Below are 17,220 nucleotides of genomic sequence, written 5' to 3'. Positions count from 1 at the left end.
TACCTCTCACAATCTTCCCAGCTTTCTCAAAATTTCTCTCTTTTTAATTCTATAAAATATAGGTCTTCCGTGGGGACAAACCCGTTTTTCCTTACATTCAAGATAGAGAGAAATCAGCTTTTCAAGTTCCATCCTGGAAACAAACTCAACACCCGACTTAACAGCATTTTTACATGCAGCAGACGCAACACTTTCAGGATCCTCACCTTTTATAACAGCTTCAACATCTTCCCGCGAAAGAATCACAGGAATAGAAGGAACAACGTACTTTTTACCATCTCTTTTAACAGTTATTCCCAATTTTCTAAGTTTATCAGCAACCAGAGGTTCAGTAAATGCAACAACCGGAAAAAGCTCTTTTTCTTCAAAAAACTTCTCTTTTAGTTTTTCAAGTATCTTTTCGTAATTAACCCTTTCGTGCAAAAGGTGAATATCAAAGAAATAGTAATAATTGTCATCATCACATATAGCAACAGTACCGTCACTGCCAATTAACTTTAAAGTTCCATACTCAATGTGTTTCTCCTCTTTAATGCCTTCAACAGTTTTAAACTGCGGAAGAAAGTAAAACGACCTTTCGAGCATCCTCTCCAAACCGCTAAACAACGTATCAACGTTCTTAAAAACTACCCTGTCTTTCAACGGAGAAACGTTAAAGTCAACCTCTGAAGGTGAAAGCTCAATAAAAAGAATATACTCTTCCACGTGATGTTTCTTCATAAACTCTGAAATATCCTTTGAAACAACCGGACGTCCATTTACAAAAACTTTCCTCACCCTTCCAGAACCGCTTTCAAACCTGCTTTTTAAAAAGAGCTTAAAAAATTTCCCCTCTTTAAATTCAAATTGCTTGCCGGTAATGCGAAAAACTCTCTCCGCCTTAGAAGAGGCTGGATAAATGGAATTATCTATCCTGAAAGAGACATTCTCATTGGCAAGGGCCAAATCTTCAACCGCGCTTCTTATCTTTTGCTTCTCATTCCTTGAAACGCTCTTTTTCCTCACGGGAACGTTAAAGTAAAGGTCTTCAACAACAACAGTCGTTCCACCGGAAAAAGGCATCGGCTCATATCTTTCAACAACCCCACCCTTTAAAACTATAACACCACCAACATCTTCTGAATGATAACGGCTCTTTATCGTCAAACGTGAAAAGAGGGATATAGCGTGGAGCGCCTCACCTCTAAATCCATAAGTTTTTAATCTCAATAAATCCTCAACGCTCTCTATTTTACTTGTAGAAAACCTTTCAACAGCAACAGGAAGCTCTTTAAAAGGAATACCCTCACCGTCATCAACAACTTTGAAATTAAAGGGTGAATTTATGAAAACGCTTATAGCAGAAGCATTAGCGTCAAGGCTGTTTTCAACAATCTCTTTAACAACAGACGCCGGCGAGACAGCTATCTGTCCCGCCGCTATTCTTGAAATAACAGTCTCATTCAAACGCCGTATCATGCCCTTCCGCTAATTTCTTTCTCTCCTGTTCGGCAAGGAAGTTAGCAATATCAACCCGTGTAATCATACCAATAAGGTTTTTGTTTTCATAATTATCAACAACGGGAGCTCTCCCTATACCGTTGCTGATAAATATATTGAGAACTTCAAGAATTGACATATCGGGAAGAACACAGACGGGATTCCTGCTCATAACGTGTTCAACAGTTACCTTGGCTCTGTCAGAAATCGGAACTTTCATTATATCCCTACCGGTAACCATTCCTATAACCTTTCCGTTAACAACAACAGGAATCCCTGAAATTGTATATTCTGCCATCAACCTCTCAGCCTTTAAAACAGGATCAGTGGGAGATATCGTTACCACATTCTTAGTCATAATGTCGGCAACCCTGTAAGTCCTGAGCAACGCACCTTTAAGTTCATCCATATGCGCCGGTGAATCAATCCTGCTTTTAACCTGAGCAGGGAACATTGTAATGTCGGTAGTAAGCAGGTAAGCAACAGATACCGCTATGAGAGAAGGAACTAAAAGATCATAACCACCCGTTATCTCAACAACAAGTATAAGCGTTGATAGAGGGATATTGGCTGCAGCGGCAAGAGTGGCTATCATACCCACAATCATGAAAGAAGCTATATCTATATGAGATTGAGGTAAAACACTCAAAAATTTAGCTACATGGTAAAAAGATGCTCCGGTTAATCCACCTATAACAATACACGGACCAAAAATACCACCGGAACCACCGGAACCGAGAGTCAACGATAATCCAACAATAACCATAATAACACCGGTAATTATGTGAAGCGGGGTTAAATAATGCGTCTTTCCCAGCATTATAAGCTGAATCCATCCATAAGCACTACCAATGGCAAGAGGGTTAAGCATTCCAAGAATACCCGTAAAAAAACCACCGATGGCCGGTTTTAAAGCTGGATGAAGCTCAAGGTTTACGAAAAAGTGATGAACTGTAAAAAACGTATAGACCAAAAGTCTCGCAACAAGAGCAGCAAGAACACCCATAACAAAATAGGTAACAAAGAGAGGAACAGAAAGACCTTTAAAGGGATGGACCGGTACTTTAAACATATGTTCGAAACCGGTAAAAACGCCAACTATAATGTAAGAGGTAACAGAAGCTATAAAACCCGGAATGAGAGCCTCTACCTCAAAATCTCTCCTGTAAAAAAGCTCACCTGAGAGGAGAGCACCGGCAAGGGGTGCTTTAAAAACACCTGCAATACCTGCTCCGAGACCAACCGCAAGAGCTATATTTTTTGTGTGGTCATCAAGTTTGAAAAGTTTCCCGACAAAAGAACCAACGCTGCCACCAATTAAAGCACTTGGACCTTCAGTTCCTGATACGCCACCGGAACCAATTGTAATAGCAGAAGTGATAAGTTTAAAAACAGCCGATTTAAGTCCTAAGTGAAGGCGAAAGTGAAAGGCTTTGATAGCCATTTCCGTACCTTCACCTCTTGCCTCAGGAACGAGATAGGTAATAACACCCACAATCAAACCACCTATCGCAACTGATAGAGGCAACAGGTAAGGTCTTGCCATTACAAAATGATAAACAGTACTTCCACCTTCACCTGCAGGGAGAGGCGGAATGTAACCAACAATGTTTCCAAGGAAAATCTTCGTCGAAAACTCTATGGCTCTGACAAACACAACTATAAAAAGACCCGTTATTAGACCTATAACCCCTGGAATGAATAAATCTTGAAAGTTCTCCTGATAGGAAATAGTAAACCGTTTCCTTATCGCCCCTAAATGGAACACCTCACGCCTCCTAACCCCTTATTCACTTTTTTCTGTAACAACCTGGCCAACGCGCAAGAAACTATTATATACCTAAAAAGGTGATATATGCAAAAAGTTTAAAATCTCTAAAAATCTACCAACTTGCTGAGAAACTTGAAAAACAAATACATTCCCTATAATTTGATATCAAATTCTATGTGTGCAGGTGAAAATGTGAGAAACATTAAACTAACCATAGAATACGACGGAACAAATTACATGGGATGGCAGATTCAAAAGCACGGGAAAACCATTCAGGGAACAATAAAAGAAGCTCTTGAAAAAATACTGCACCACGATGTCAACCTTAAAGGGGCAAGCAGAACAGACGCCGGCGTCCACGCACTTGGACAGGTTGCGACTTTCAAAACAGTAAAAGAGATTCCGCTTTTCAAAATTCAGAGAGCACTTAACGGACTTTTGCCGCCAGATATCAAAGTAATTTCAGCAGAGGAAGTACCGGAAAACTTTGATCCAAGAAAAGATGCAAAAGGAAAAACGTATCTTTACAGAATATTTAACAGGCCAGTAGCGTCACCTTTTGAATACAAACGTTCCTGGTTCATACCACAGAAATTAGATGTAAGAATCCTGAAAAACAGCCTATCCTTTTTCAAAGGAACACACGACTTCACAACATTTTCGAAACTTTCAAAAGACGAAGATAAAAATCCAGTAAGAACGATAGACGAAATAGTTGTTTCCCGGAATGAACACACAATAGAGATAAGAATTACAGGACGCTCATTTCTCCGGCATATGATAAGGGTAATAGTTGCCACCGCCGTTGAAGCGGCAACAGGAAAGTTAGCTCCAGATGAAATACCTGATATGTTCAGAGCGAAAAACCGGCAGGTAGCTCCATTCTTAGCACCGCCGGAAGGTCTCTACCTGATAAAAATTTACTACGAAAGCTACCCCTCCCTGTAATGGTAAAATATTTGACACTCAAAAGTTAAAAGGAGCCAGATGAGAGCTAAAATCTTTGTAACGGGAACCGTTCAAGGAGTCGGTTTTCGTCCGTTTATCTATAGACTTGCCACATCATTGAACCTGAATGGATACGTACTCAACGACACATCAGGCGTCATCATAGAAGTGGAAGGCAACGAAAAAGATGTTAAAGAGTTTCTACTGAGGATAGAAAAGGAAAAACCTCCTATTTCAAAAATTTACAGTCTTGAGTACAAATTCTTAGAAGATGCCGGATACGAAAGCTTTGAAATAAAGAAAAGCACCGAAGGTGGAAAAGTTGAAGTTCTTATTCTTCCCGACCTCGCAACGTGTGAAGAGTGTATAAAAGAGATGGAAAATCCGCAGGACAGGCGGTACCGGTATCCATTTATAAACTGCACAAACTGCGGTCCCCGATACACCATCATTGAAAAATTACCATACGACAGAAAAAACACTACAATGAAAATCTTTAAAATGTGTCCAGAATGTGAAAGGGAATACAATGACCCCTCAAACAGACGATTTCACGCACAACCAAACGCCTGCCCTGTCTGTGGCCCTCATGTATGGCTAACAGATAAACAGGGAAACACGATAGCGGAAAAGGATGAAGCCATAGAATTAACGGCAAAACTGATAGAAGCTGGAAAAATCTTAGCCGTAAAAGGACTTGGTGGTTTTCATCTTATATGTGACGCGTCAAAAGAAGAAACCGTAAGGGAGCTGAGAAAGAGAAAAAACCGTGAAGAGAAGCCTTTTGCGGTAATGTTTCCCGACATTGATTCAATAAAGAAAGAAGCTGTCGTCTCACCGTTAGAAGAGCGGGCACTGCTCTCCATTGAAAGACCAATAGTCGTTCTTAAAAAGAGCAAACACTACTCGCTTGCACCTTCTGTTGCACCATCAAACAGCACGGTAGGTGCTTTTCTTCCGTACACACCGCTCCACCATTTAATTCTGAAAGACTTTGGCAAACCTATCGTTGCAACAAGTGCCAACGTTACAGATGATCCAATAGTGAAAGATAACGACGAAGCCCTTGAAAGACTCACTGAAATAGCGGACTATCTGCTCCTCCACAACCGTCCTATAAAAAGACGCTGTGATGATTCCGTTATTAGAATCATTGCGGAAAAACCATCACCACTGCGCCGCTCAAGGGGATTTGCACCTTTACCGGTAAAACTTCCCTTTAAACTCAAAAACCCAGTACTGGCACTTGGACCTTTTATGAAAAACACAATAGCTTTAGGTATCGATGACAAAGTCTTCATATCACAGCATATAGGAGACTTAGAAACGCCTCTTTCCGTTGAATTTTACGAAGAAACAATCAATGATTTTCTATCTTTATTCAATGTAAAACCTGAAATCGTTGTATGTGACAAACATCCCCTCTACTACTCAACAAAGTTCGGCGAGAGGAAGTTTAAAGAAAAACTACTAAAGGTTCAACATCACTTTACCCATCTTTTATCGTGCCTTGCCGAAAACGAAGCCGACCCGAAAGAGAAGGTAATAGGCTTCTCTTTCGATGGAACAGGCTACGGAGATGACGGAACGATCTGGGGATGTGAAGTGTTTCTCCTGAACTTTTTCGAATACGAAAGGAAGTTTCACCTCAAACAGTTCAGACTTCCGGGCGGTGAAAAAGCGGTAAAAGAACCTTATAGAGTAGCCATTTCACTCTGCACTGAAGCAGACATAAAACCACCTGAACATTTAACAGATGAAAAATCGGCTGCTTTCATCGTAAAAATGGTTGAAAAAGCTATCAATTCACCACTTACATCCAGCATGGGAAGACTGTTTGATGGCATAGCAGCGCTAACTGGAATAAAAAAACGGGTTTCATACCACGCACAGGCTGCAATACTCCTTGAACAGGAAGCACTAAAGTCGGACACAGAGGAAAGCTACAAATTTTCCATTGAAGGAGAAACGATTAACTGGATACCAGTCGTAAAAGGTGTTATCAAGGATACAGAAAGGGGCGTACCTATCCCCATTATTGCTAAAAAGTTTCACAACGCCGTGGCAGAGATGATTTTAGAAATTGCCAGAATACTCAAGAGAACAGGCATCTCCAGGGTCGCCCTCTCCGGCGGTGTGTTCCAGAACGGCCTTTTAGTTGAAACTGTTCTTCCTCTCTTAAAAGAAAACGGCTTTACCGTCTATACTCACCAGATAGTTCCAACAAACGATGGCGGTATATCTCTTGGACAGGTAATTGCAGGAGGAATGAGATGAAAAGGCTTGACGGCGTTTCTTCATTCATAGTTATGGACATTGTCAGGGAAGCCGGCAGATACGGAGATACCATTCACTTTGAAGTTGGTCAACCAGACCTTCAACCACCACCACAGGTGTGGGAAGAGACAGAAAGAGCCATTAAAGATGGGAAAAACGGTTACATTGAAAGCCTTGGACTGCTACCTTTGAGAGAAAAGATTGCAGAGTTTTACCACAGAAAGTACGGCATCGACATATCCCCCTCAAGGATAGCAGTAACACCAGGTACGTCAGGCGCCTTTTTAGTGGCCTACTCCATACTCCTTGACTTTGGTGAAAAGATACTGCTTACAGACCCATCCTACCCTTGCTACAAAAATTTTGCAAAGGTCCTGGGCATCGATCCTGTTTTTGTTCCTGTTAACAAAAGCACAAACTACCAGCTAACACCTGATATGTTAGAAGAAAACAGCAATGTTAAAGCAGTTCACATTCCCTCTCCCTCAAACCCCACAGGAAACGTTTATGAGAAAGAAAATCTTAAAAAGCTCATAGAAACGGCCGACGAAAAAAATATATGGTTTATATCAGACGAAATCTACCACGGTCTCGTTTATGACAAAAAAGAACACACGGCCCTTGAATTTTCCGATAGAGCTATCGTAATCAGTGGTTTTTCAAAATATTTCTGTATGCCTGGATTCCGCCTTGGCTGGATAATTCTGCCTGAGAACCTAATGAGAAAAGCAGAGATAATACTTCAAAATTTCTTCATAAGCGCCCCAACAATAAGCCAGTATGCAGCTCTTGGTGCCTTTGATTATCAATACCTTTCAAAAGTGACAGAAACATTTAGAAAGAGGAGGAACTACCTCCTTAACGCCCTTTCACCATTATTTGACATAGACGCAAAACCCGAAGGCGCCTTCTACATATGGGCGAACATCTCTAAATACGGTAAAAACTCCTTTGAATTTGCAAAAGAACTTTTGGAAAACATCCACGTTGCCGTTACGCCAGGCGTCGATTTTGGAAAAAACGGAACTGAAAACTACATAAGGTTCGCATATACGAGGAACATTAACCATTTAGCGGAAGGCGTAGAAAGGCTGAAAAGCTACCTTGACAGATTGTGAACTATAAGAACTCACATCTATCTCTACCAAGCGCCTTCGCCCGGTAGAGAGCTTTATCTGCCCTTTCAATAAAATCTCTCAGCGTATCACCTGCTCTGTACTCAGTCACTCCGCAACTTACCGTAACCTGTCTTCTTATTCCAAAATCCGCATTTTTAACAGCTTCCCTTATCCTTTCAGCAATTTTCCTGGCCTTGTTCAAAGAAATTCCGGGAAGAACAACCAGAAACTCCTCACCCCCGTACCTAAATGCAAGGTCAGAATCCCTTATCTGCTTCCTTATTATCTGTGCTATCCTTGCAAGAACCTCATCACCCTTTGTATGACCATAAGTATCGTTTATCTTTTTAAAAAAATCTACATCTATCATTATCACAGAAATCGGCAGATTATCCTTCCTGCTTTTCCATATGTATCTTTGAAGCTGACTGCCGAAGTAGTTTCTATTGTACAAAAGCGTTAAACTATCAAGTGTGGCATTTTTTTCAAGGTCTTTCTTGACAAAGAAGTAAATTGCCACCACCAATATGAAAATTATGCTGAATATCAGATTCCTCACATTTTCAATTATGTTCAATAACTGTTTATCCTTTATTTCCGCTATGTGCTGTGCCTTTGTAGTCGTCTGGTCAGCCAAGTTCCAGCATTTTTCACTTAAACTGACGATTTCAGGAACGGATGTCGCATTTTCCAAATCCTTCCATACACGCTTAAGCTTGACGTAAGATTCCCTGAACTTCACCCGTTGCTGGTAACTCTCAAGAAACTTGTTGTTCAGGTATTTTGCGTCCACCTCTTCAAGAGCTTTATTTACATAGTTTTTAATTCTAACAGCTTCGGGCGACTTTATAATTTCCAGTTTGGCGTATCTCTGGATAGAACCTCTTATCTGCCCGAGACGGTTTATGATAAAGGCATCATCGGTTCTATAAACTTTTATCGTTCTTATTATGAAACTGAATCCAAAAAAGACGATGAAAAAGAAAACTACCAACAAAGATATGAGAAGTGTTGATTTAGAAACCTCCCGCTCCCTAAAGATTACCATTTCCAACCCTTTAAAATATGTTTAATAAAACAAAAACAAACAAAATAATTTTTAAATCTAAATGTTAAACCAAATGGCTTTATGATTTATTTTACGAAAAAAAGAACATCCTGAAAAGCCCCTATTATAAAACCCAAAATGCCACCCAAAAGAGTTATGTATCTAAGTTCTTCGTCAATTAATCTTAAAACTATCCCTTCAACCTCATCTATTGGGAGCGAGTTAACCTTTTCAGCAACAAGATTTTCTATATCCATAGACTCCATAATCACGGGAAGTTCTTTTTCTATAAGCTCAAGCAACTTTAAAGAGATGTTCTCAATCAACAATTCTCTGTTTTTATCAATCAATGCTCTCATCCAGCCGGCAATTAAAGTGTAAGTTTTATCCCTCACAAAGGGTAATTTTCTTATCGGTGTGTTGAAGTTTTCATATACGATAGCCGTTAACCTCCTTGTTAAAGACTCTCTATCATATTTTTTTCCTACTAACTCTACAATCTCTTTTTCTAAAAATCTGTCAAAAGTACGGGATATGTAACTTTTTGCAGCTTCTACAAAAAGCGGACTCTCCACCGTTTCGTTCAAAGTCTTCACTATTTTAACAGCTATCGTATCTGATATGACTTTTACAGGTTTCCTAAATATAACTACATCGGGAATTTTTCCTGATGTTTCCATAAATTTCTGTATCCTGTCCGCAATCAGGTCTAAAAATTCTTCAGAATTTATCTTTTCTCTGGCCACCTCAATAAGCTTTTTAGTTAAACTACCAATTATTTCCTCTTTCTTTCTTAAAATAGCCTCCGGGAAAATGTCCCTCAACGTTGTTTTTTTTTCATAAACGTAATTAACTACTTTTCCTATCATTTTTTCCACATCTGTTATGTTTAACACCTCAAAAAGTCTTCTGTCAGCTATAGAAAAGGTCATCTTTTCTATATATTCAGGCATGGAGTCAAGTAAACGGTCTAAGCCTTTGTCCACAAGAGCTTCTATGCTTATTTTCACCTTTTCTTCGTTGAGTCTTTTCCTTACCGTCTCTTCCGTTAAAAGATTCTCCTTAACAACCTTTGCAATGGAGGCTGCCAGTTTATCTCTCTTAGACGGTATAAGTCCCGGCGTGAAAGGCACTTTCCATTTTCCTATGTAAACAGCCTTCCTGGGTCGAAAAAGCATTTTTATCGCAACGTAGTTTGTAAAGTAACCTATTATTCCACCAACTACGGGTGGCACTAAAAGTTGAACATTCATCCCAATTCCACCGTTTCCAAATTTTTGTATATTGGCCCTTCCGAAGTAAGCACGCTCTCTACTAAAGATACCTCTTTTATTGTCATTTTCAAAAAGAGATGCTCTTTCATACGGTTAAGATAATTTGAAAATTTTATTCTGTGTTTGAACCTTTTTATCCTTAAAACAGTTACGTGCGGAACAAACTTTTGTTTTTCTTCTTTAAAACCAAACGGCTTGAGTGATGCATCAATAGCTTCCTTTATCACTTCAATACCCGGCGCGCTAATCCCTATCCATAAAACTTTCGGATGTTTAGAGTTTGGAAAGACGCCCAAGCCTTTTAACTCTGCCTCTACTTTATTAACGTTCGATAGGTGACTTCTCAAACTTTTTGAAATTTCAGGGATGAACGGTGAAAGAACCTCGCCAAGAAACCTGTATGTAAAATGGAGGTTATGTTCTTCAACCCACTTTCCAGATATTTCTAACGCGGCCATTTCTTTTTTTATTTCTTTAAGTTCTGGCTCTGGTATAGAAACGGTAGTCCCTATGAAAAGTCTCTTCTTCACGATTCCTCCGGATAGGCCTTTATCAAAAAGTCCTCTCCTATCGGTTCAATGTCAAAAATGGAAACTTTCTTTTCCATTTCACATCCATTCAACGCAGGAATGCCACTTCCAAAGAATTTCGGAGCATAGAAAAGGTAAAACTTATCAGCAAGGTTTTCGTTTATCAGGGAATGAGCGAGCCTGCTTCCACCTTCACACATTACACTATAAATGCCAATCTCTTTTAGTGCTTTAAGTGCCTCTTTAAGATTAACACCGTTTCTTCCTTCCGATGCAGGAATTAATGTAACGCCAAAATCCCTGAGAATACCGCTCTTATAAGAGAGTAAAGCTTCTTCCGTTGTTATCACTACCAGATCAGAAGCTCTTTCCTTTACAAGTTTTGAGTGGACCGGAATTCTAAGCTGCCTATCAACTACAATGGCTTTTGGTTGTCTCTGTGCTGATACAAGCCTGACATTAAGCAGAGGATCGTCTTTCAAAACGGTTCCTATACCTACCATTACACCATTATGTATCGTTCTGAGTCTGTGAACATACTGCCGTGACTGTTCTCCTGTTATCCACTTTGATGAACCGTCTTTCCTGGCTATTTTTCCATCAAGAGTCATTGCAAGTTTTAAAGAACAAAAAGCCCGCTTCTTTTTTACAAGTACTGTAAAATCGTCTATAAGCTCCCTGCACTCTTTGTCTTTTACACCTACTGTAACTTCTATTCCAGCTTCTTTTAACCTTTCAATTCCACCGGATGCCACAGGATTTGGGTCTCTAACACCTATGACTGCCCGTTTGATGCCAGCTTTTATTATTTTTTCCGTGCACGGTGGCGTTCTTCCGTAATGATTACAGGGCTCTAATGTAACATATATAGTTGCCCCTTTCGCCTTTTCCCCGGCTTTTTCTATTGCAACAGCTTCTGCGTGGGGCATTCCTGCTTTTTCGTGAAATCCTGTAGCTACAATCCTGCCATTCTTTACTATTACAGCACCTACAGCAGGATTGGGAAGGGTATTCCCCTTCCCTCGAAGTGCCTCTTCTATTGCAATTTCCATGTACCTATCATCATTCATCTACCGCGCCTCAGTGCTGATTGATGAACAGAACCAGCAGATAGATGAGTAGCGAGGCAATACCAAGTCTAACAACGATTTTTCTTATATTCACAGATCCTCCGGTTTGAAGAAATTCATGGCTTCTCTTACACTTTCCACCGTTTCTTTCGCAATACTTTCAGCCTTCCTGCTGCCCTCTACAAAAATTTCAGCCATCTCTTTCTTTCTTGACAGGTAACTGTTTCTCCTATCCCTTATAGGATTGAGAAAGCTGTTAAGCGTTTCTGCAAGCTTCTTCTTACACTGAACACACCCGATCTTTCCGGCCCTACAGTCAGACTCTATTTCTTTCAAACTCTCTCCGTCGGTAAATATTGTGTGGTAGGCAAATACCGGACACGTTTCAGGATGTCCCGGATCTGTCTTTTTAATTCTCGAAGGATCGGTAAACATGCTTCTAACCTTTCTGTTTACCTCTTCTTCGCTGTCTGACAGGTAGATACAGTTGCCGTAACTTTTGCTCATCTTCCTTCCATCAAGGCCGGGAAGTTTTGGTGCTTCAGAAAGATAGGGCCTTGGTTCCGGGAAAAGATTTCCAAAAAAGTTGTTGAAGCGCCTCGCTATCTCCCTTGTTAGTTCAAGGTGAGGAATCTGGTCTATACCAACAGGTACAACGTCAGCTCTATATATAAGAATGTCGGCAGCCTGAAGGACAGGGTAACCAAGGAAACCATAAGTGGCAAGCTCTCTGTCCTTCAGGTTTTCCATCATCTCTTTGTACGTCGGGTTCCTTTCAAGCCACTTTACGGGTACTGTCATACCAAGGAGCAAGTAAAGCTCAGCGTGTTCTTTTACCCAGGATTGAACGAAAAGTGTTGCCTTTTCCGGATCAAGCCCAGCAGCCAGCCAATCTGCCATCATTTCAACCGTATTTGCAGACAGAGAAGAGAGGTCGTGGTAAGATGTCGTTATAGCGTGCCAATCAGCGATGAAAAAGAAGCTTTCTGCTTTATCTTGAAGTTTAATCCACGCCTTTAACGCACCAAAGTAGTTTCCAAGATGGAGTTTTCCCGTAGGTCTCATACCGGAAAGAACACGTTTTATATTTTCAGGTTCCCTGTACTTTTCAAGGGCAATTTTCATTTCCTTATCGACGTTGCTTACGAGCTTACGTTCCATTATCACTCCCCGTACTTTTCCATGATTCTTCTGTAAACTTCCCTGTAGCTTTCAACAACTTTGCCCATGTCTTTTCTAAATCTGTCTTTATCAAGAACCTCGTGGGTTAACTTGTCCCAGAGCCTGCAGCTGTCCGGTGTGATTTCATCGGCGAGAATCACTTCCCCGTTGTGTCTCCCAAACTCAAGTTTAAAGTCAACAAGTGTTATATCAATAGCGTCAAAGAAATTTTTAAGAAGTTCGTTTATTTTCAGCGCCTCTTTAGCCATGTGGGCAAGCTCTTCTCTCGTTGCCCATCCAAAAAGGTACACGTGATTTGGACAAACCATTGGGTCGTGAAGCTCGTCTGACTTGTAGAAAAATTCAACCAAAGGCTCTTTCAAAAGCGTACCTTCCTCCACACCATACCTTCTTGAGAAACTACCTGCCGCGATATTTCTCACAACCACTTCAACCGGTATGATTTCACACCTTTTAACAAGCATTTCCCTCGGTGACAGAGACTCTACGAAATGAGTTTTTATCCCATTCTTCTCAAGAAACTCAAATATTTTTGTAGAAATAGCACAATTGATAACACCCTTTTCCTCAAGCTGCTCTTTTTTAGCACCGTCAAAAGCTGTTGTATCATCCTTAAAGTACTGGATAAGAAGGTTGTCACTGTCTGTCTCATAGAGAGCTTTAGCCTTTCCCTCGTAAAGGAGCTTTCCTTTTTCCATAACCGTTTTCCTCCGTCTATATAAGTTTGCTAATTTCCAACACTCTTCAGGCTTAAATTATACCTTAAAAGGCTGATGGTAATGTTATAATTGTTAGCCTGAAACAAGAGCTTTTAGAGAGGCGGAATTATGGAGAATTTAAAAGAATACTGTGGAGTATTTGGAATATATAACAATCCTCACGCAGCTTACTATACATACCTTGGACTTTACGCCTTACAACATCGTGGTCAGGAAAGTGCCGGAATAGCGGTATTTGACGGAAATAAAATCGTTTACCACAGAGATTTCGGCCTTGTTTCCAGCGTTTTTTCCCATAGAATTTTTGACGAACTTAAAGGATTCACAGCCGTTGGACACAACAGGTATTCAACATCAGGCGCTTCTGACTCACCTGACAACATACAGCCAATAGTTGTCTCCTCAAGAATCGGAAAATTAGCTATATCCCACAACGGCAACATAGTTAACGCCCTTATGCTCAGGAAAAAACTTGAAGATGAAGGCTCCATCTTCAGAGGCACCACCGACTCAGAAGTTATAGTTCACTTAATAGTTAAGTCAAAAGCTGCTGCGTTTGAAGACAAAATTGTTGATGCTATTACAAAATTAAAAGGTGCTTTTTCTCTCCTTATCATGGCTGACGATAAGCTTGTAGCTGTAAGGGATCCATGGGGATTTAGACCTTTAGTTATGGGAGAGTTAGAAGGTTCTATCGTCTTTGCTTCAGAAACATGTGCCCTTGATTTAGTCGGTGCCAGGTATATCAGAGATGTTGAACCCGGAGAGATGATAATTGTTTCAAAGGATTCCATTAAAACCATCTATCCATTTGAAGGACTTAACTGCCGCCGCTCCCAGTGTATATTTGAATTTGTCTATTTCTCCCGTCCTGATAGTCATATCTTTGGCAAGAGCGTCTATTCTGTAAGGAAAGAATTTGGAAAAACACTTGCAAAAGAAAATCCCGTTGACGCTGATGTGGTCATAGCCGTTCCGGATTCCGGACTTGTTCCAGCTATAGGTTACTCGGAAGAGAGTGGTATTCCATTTCAGCTTGGATTCATCAGGAATCATTATGTTGGGAGAACATTCATTAAACCAACTCAAAAAACAAGGGACATAAGCGTCAAGGTGAAACTGAATCCTGTTCCTGATGTTTTAAAAGGAAAAAGAGTAATTGTTATAGATGACTCAATCGTTAGAGGTACAACAAGCCGGAAAATTGTAAGAATGTTAAAGGAAGCGGGAGCAAAAGAAGTTCACATGAGAATCAGTTCACCACCAACAAGGTGGCCCTGTTATTTCGGCATTGATACACCAACCAGGGAGCAACTTATCGCTTCCAACTATACGATCGAAGAAATAGCTAAGTTCATAGAAGCCGATACACTTGCATACCTTTCCCTCGACGGTATGATAAGAGCTGCCGGCGGAAAAGAGTGCGGTTACTGTACGGCCTGTTTTGACGGCAAATATCCCGTTGAAATTCCCGAAGAGATTGTTGAACAGGCTAAAAAAGAGAGGTAACTGGTGCGCCTGGCGGGACTCGAACCCGCGACACCAGGATCCGGAGTCCTGGGCTCTATCCAGCTGAGCTACAGGCGCAATGGCTTAGATAAAATATAGTTAAACGGGCTGAAGGTGCAACGTGATGTCAAAGTACCTCAATCTTATTTTTATAATAATGTCACCCTTCCTGTTTATTTTCCTGCTGTTTAGACTTGCACACCTGCGTTCCGTATGCATAATTGAAAAGAGAAAGATAGCAAAAATGATAGAAGAAATACAAAATTTAAAATCTGAGTATAATAATTTACAGATAAAATATTACGAAATCTTAAAACCAGAAACGGTGGACAACGCCACCAAAAAAATGAAATATTTGAAAGAGAACGAGGTTCTATACATAGAATGAGAAAGTTATATTACCATATAGCTAACTTTTTAAACAAAATTTACTATTTCATTAAACCATTCGAGGACGACAGGCTCAATTCTTTTCTTTTTATCTCTATCTTTCTCCTGCTGCTTTTTATACTTCGTCTCCTGAATTTGTGCTACTTAGACAAGTCAAAGTATCTGACCTTCCTTCAAAGGCAGTACACAGGAAAACTTACCCTGCGGTCTGAAAGGGGAGAAATCTTTGATAGAAACGGAATCCCTTTAGCAGTAAGCAAGAAAAAATGCTCTTTTTACATAAGACCAAAACTGATAAAAGACAAAAAATTATTTCAGACTATCTTCCTGAATACATTTGGTAACGAAACGGGAATTACCAGATCTGACCTTCAAAAAGCCTTCTCTAAAAACGTAAAGTTTACCTGGTTAAAAAAGAACATAGATGGTGACATTAACCACCTGAGAAAGGAAGCTACAGCGGTAATAAAAGAATACATGGAAAAGAGTCACCAAATGAAACCAAAGCTGTTTGATCTGATAGGAGTAATGCCTGAGTTTGACCGAGTCCATCCGTACGGTGTCGGTTCTTCTGTCGTTGGTGTTTTGGACTCATCAGGTAAAGGTATCAGCGGGCTTGAGCTTTATCTTGAAAAACACAAAATCATCCTCGGTGATAAAACCGTCATTCCAGCCTTAAAGGACGCCAGAGGAAATCTATACGTTAACGATCCAGACGCACTCTTTTTATCATACAAAAAGGGAAATAACGTGGTTCTTACTATTGATGCCAACATCCAGTACATAGTAGAAAAAACCATCAAAAAATATGCAAAAAAGTGGCATCCAAACTTCATAAATGTGGTGGTAATGAACCCTAAAACCGGCGACATTATTGCAGCCGCATCGTATCCATTCTATAAGTACGGAACAAAACGGGGTAAACACTTTATATCAGAAATAAATCCCCGCTTCATAAGTGCCCCTTACGAACCCGGTTCTGTAATAAAACCATTCGTTCTTGCCGCAGCAATAAACGAAGGACTTGTAACACCAATGACACCCATAAAAGCACCTGCCAATTACAGGGTTGACGATAAAGTCTTTCATAACGAATTTCACGGTGAGAACGTTACCCTGGCTGCCTGGGAAGTTATCAAGTATTCGGATAACGTTGGAATCATAAAAATAGTTCAAAAATTAGGGAAAAAGAGATACTACAACTACTTGAAAGCCTTCGGTTTTGGCCAGAAAACAGGAATAGAAATAGCCGGAGAATCTGTTTACCCTTTGAGAAATTATAAAAAGTGGAAAAACGTAGATTTTGCCACACTTGCTTTTGGACACAACATAATGGTTAACACGCTTCAGTTAGCCACAGCCTACTGCGCCCTTGTTAACGGAGGATATCTCTATAAACCAAGAATTATCGCAAAGATTATCAACGACAAAGGAGATGTAATCAAAGACTTTCCGGCAATAAGGATAAGACAGGTTATAAAACCGTGGGTTTCTAAAGAGATGAGAAGAGTTCTGGCCACGGTTGTCGAAGGTGGAACCGGAACGAACACAAAGATGGAAAACTTCTACATAGGCGGCAAAACGGGAACCGCAATTAAATATGACCCGAGGATAAGGGCTTACAACAGGAATAAGATTACGGCAACGTTCGCCGGCGCCTTTCCACTTACAGATCCGGATTTTGTTATGGTTGTTACCGTTGATGAACCGAAAGTCCCGAAAAATAAGCTGTGGGCAAGTGACATAGCGGTTCCTGTTTTTAAAGAAATAGCTGAGAGGATTTTACTCTATGAGAGAGAAAAACCCGATAAGTACAAGTATTTCTTCGTTGGCGATAAAATGGAACGGAAACCTATTAATCAGGATTTCCCATATAAGAAAGGTTATCGTAAAATAGACAGGTAA

The 17,220-nt window shown here is 40.3% G+C and carries 14 protein-coding genes and 1 tRNA gene; 6 read left to right on the top strand and 9 right to left on the bottom strand.

The window, feature by feature from the left end; translation table 11 throughout:
• Positions 1-6: 6 nt before the first annotated feature.
• Entirely contained in the window at positions 7-1,458 is a 1,452-nt protein-coding gene (mutL, locus tag H153_RS0101510; protein WP_081638795.1) for a DNA mismatch repair endonuclease MutL, read from the bottom strand.
• The gene (locus H153_RS08965) at positions 1,439-3,247 is read right to left on the bottom strand and encodes a chloride channel protein (protein WP_022846366.1); all 1,809 of its coding nucleotides are present in this window, start codon (positions 3,245-3,247) and stop codon (positions 1,439-1,441) included. The genes mutL and H153_RS08965 overlap by 20 nt, the downstream gene beginning before the upstream one ends.
• Before the next feature lie 195 nt (positions 3,248-3,442).
• On the opposite strand from H153_RS08965, the gene truA reads away from it, so the two are divergent.
• From truA to H153_RS0101490, 3 genes are read left to right on the top strand one after another with little or no spacing between them, the layout of a single operon-like run.
• Positions 3,443-4,198, top strand: coding sequence for a tRNA pseudouridine(38-40) synthase TruA (gene truA, locus H153_RS0101500; protein WP_022846365.1), 756 nt, complete (start codon positions 3,443-3,445; stop codon positions 4,196-4,198).
• Positions 4,199-4,237: 39 nt separating this feature from the next.
• On the top strand, positions 4,238-6,475 hold the full coding sequence (gene hypF, locus H153_RS0101495) for a carbamoyltransferase HypF (protein ID WP_022846364.1): 2,238 nt from the start codon (positions 4,238-4,240) through the stop codon (positions 6,473-6,475).
• Positions 6,472-7,593 carry an aminotransferase class I/II-fold pyridoxal phosphate-dependent enzyme gene (locus tag H153_RS0101490; RefSeq protein ID WP_022846363.1) on the top strand — a complete coding sequence of 374 codons (1,122 nt, stop codon included), beginning with the start codon at positions 6,472-6,474 and terminating at the stop codon, positions 7,591-7,593. Before hypF ends, H153_RS0101490 begins: the two co-directional genes overlap by 4 nt.
• Position 7,594: 1 nt before the next feature.
• On the opposite strand, the gene H153_RS09810 is transcribed toward H153_RS0101490, so the two are convergent.
• The 6 genes from H153_RS09810 to purC all read right to left on the bottom strand — a co-directional run bounded on the left by H153_RS09810 (position 7,595) and on the right by purC (position 13,395).
• Entirely contained in the window at positions 7,595-8,641 is a 1,047-nt protein-coding gene (locus H153_RS09810; protein WP_022846362.1) for a GGDEF domain-containing protein, read from the bottom strand.
• An 86-nt stretch (positions 8,642-8,727) separates the two neighbouring features.
• Positions 8,728-9,894, bottom strand: a complete 1,167-nt coding sequence (locus H153_RS0101480; protein WP_022846361.1) for a DUF445 family protein — start codon at positions 9,892-9,894, stop codon at positions 8,728-8,730.
• Complete coding sequence (thpR, locus tag H153_RS0101475; RefSeq protein ID WP_022846360.1) at positions 9,891-10,445, bottom strand: RNA 2',3'-cyclic phosphodiesterase; 555 nt, start codon at positions 10,443-10,445, stop codon at positions 9,891-9,893. Before thpR ends, H153_RS0101480 begins: the two co-directional genes overlap by 4 nt.
• Positions 10,442-11,515, bottom strand: a complete 1,074-nt coding sequence (gene ribD, locus H153_RS0101470) for a bifunctional diaminohydroxyphosphoribosylaminopyrimidine deaminase/5-amino-6-(5-phosphoribosylamino)uracil reductase RibD (RefSeq protein WP_022846359.1) — start codon at positions 11,513-11,515, stop codon at positions 10,442-10,444. The genes thpR and ribD overlap by 4 nt, the downstream gene beginning before the upstream one ends.
• A 90-nt stretch (positions 11,516-11,605) precedes the next feature.
• Entirely contained in the window at positions 11,606-12,676 is a 1,071-nt protein-coding gene (trpS, locus tag H153_RS0101465) for a tryptophan--tRNA ligase (RefSeq protein WP_022846358.1), read from the bottom strand.
• Between the two features lie 2 nt (positions 12,677-12,678).
• Entirely contained in the window at positions 12,679-13,395 is a 717-nt protein-coding gene (purC, locus tag H153_RS0101460; protein WP_022846357.1) for a phosphoribosylaminoimidazolesuccinocarboxamide synthase, read from the bottom strand.
• Between the two features lie 129 nt (positions 13,396-13,524).
• On the opposite strand from purC, the gene purF reads away from it, so the two are divergent.
• The gene (gene purF / locus H153_RS0101455; protein ID WP_022846356.1) at positions 13,525-14,925 is read left to right on the top strand and encodes an amidophosphoribosyltransferase; all 1,401 of its coding nucleotides are present in this window, start codon (positions 13,525-13,527) and stop codon (positions 14,923-14,925) included.
• 1 nt (position 14,926) lies between these two features.
• Here the strand turns inward: purF and H153_RS0101450 are convergent.
• Positions 14,927-15,003, bottom strand: a tRNA-Arg gene (locus tag H153_RS0101450).
• 46 nt (positions 15,004-15,049) lie between these two features.
• Here H153_RS0101450 and H153_RS0101445 point away from each other — a divergent pair.
• Positions 15,050-15,313, top strand: a complete 264-nt coding sequence (locus H153_RS0101445; RefSeq protein WP_022846355.1) for a hypothetical protein — start codon at positions 15,050-15,052, stop codon at positions 15,311-15,313.
• A complete protein-coding gene (locus H153_RS0101440) occupies positions 15,310-17,220 on the top strand; it encodes a penicillin-binding protein 2 (RefSeq protein WP_022846354.1) in 1,911 nt (636 codons plus the stop codon). The genes H153_RS0101445 and H153_RS0101440 overlap by 4 nt, the downstream gene beginning before the upstream one ends.

The sequence above is a fragment of the Desulfurobacterium sp. TC5-1 genome (genome assembly GCF_000421485.1).
In the GTDB taxonomy this organism is placed as follows: Bacteria; Aquificota; Aquificia; order Desulfurobacteriales; family Desulfurobacteriaceae; genus Desulfurobacterium_A.
Note: the sequence above shows the minus strand (reverse complement) of the source record. Positions and strands in the feature narration are given on the sequence as shown.

Coding starts and splice junctions, on each gene's coding strand:
- H153_RS09810 (WP_022846362.1), bottom strand. CDS start 8,641: ATGGTAATCTTTAGGGAGCGGGAGGTTTCTAAATCAACACTTCTCATA.
- trpS (WP_022846358.1), bottom strand. CDS start 12,676: ATGGAACGTAAGCTCGTAAGCAACGTCGATAAGGAAATGAAAATTGCC.
- purC (WP_022846357.1), bottom strand. CDS start 13,395: ATGGAAAAAGGAAAGCTCCTTTACGAGGGAAAGGCTAAAGCTCTCTAT.
- ribD (WP_022846359.1), bottom strand. CDS start 11,515: ATGAATGATGATAGGTACATGGAAATTGCAATAGAAGAGGCACTTCGA.
- purF (WP_022846356.1), top strand. CDS start 13,525: ATGGAGAATTTAAAAGAATACTGTGGAGTATTTGGAATATATAACAAT.
- H153_RS0101445 (WP_022846355.1), top strand. CDS start 15,050: ATGTCAAAGTACCTCAATCTTATTTTTATAATAATGTCACCCTTCCTG.
- mutL (WP_081638795.1), bottom strand. CDS start 1,458: ATGATACGGCGTTTGAATGAGACTGTTATTTCAAGAATAGCGGCGGGA.
- hypF (WP_022846364.1), top strand. CDS start 4,238: ATGAGAGCTAAAATCTTTGTAACGGGAACCGTTCAAGGAGTCGGTTTT.
- H153_RS0101440 (WP_022846354.1), top strand. CDS start 15,310: ATGAGAAAGTTATATTACCATATAGCTAACTTTTTAAACAAAATTTAC.
- H153_RS0101480 (WP_022846361.1), bottom strand. CDS start 9,894: ATGAATGTTCAACTTTTAGTGCCACCCGTAGTTGGTGGAATAATAGGT.
- H153_RS0101490 (WP_022846363.1), top strand. CDS start 6,472: ATGAAAAGGCTTGACGGCGTTTCTTCATTCATAGTTATGGACATTGTC.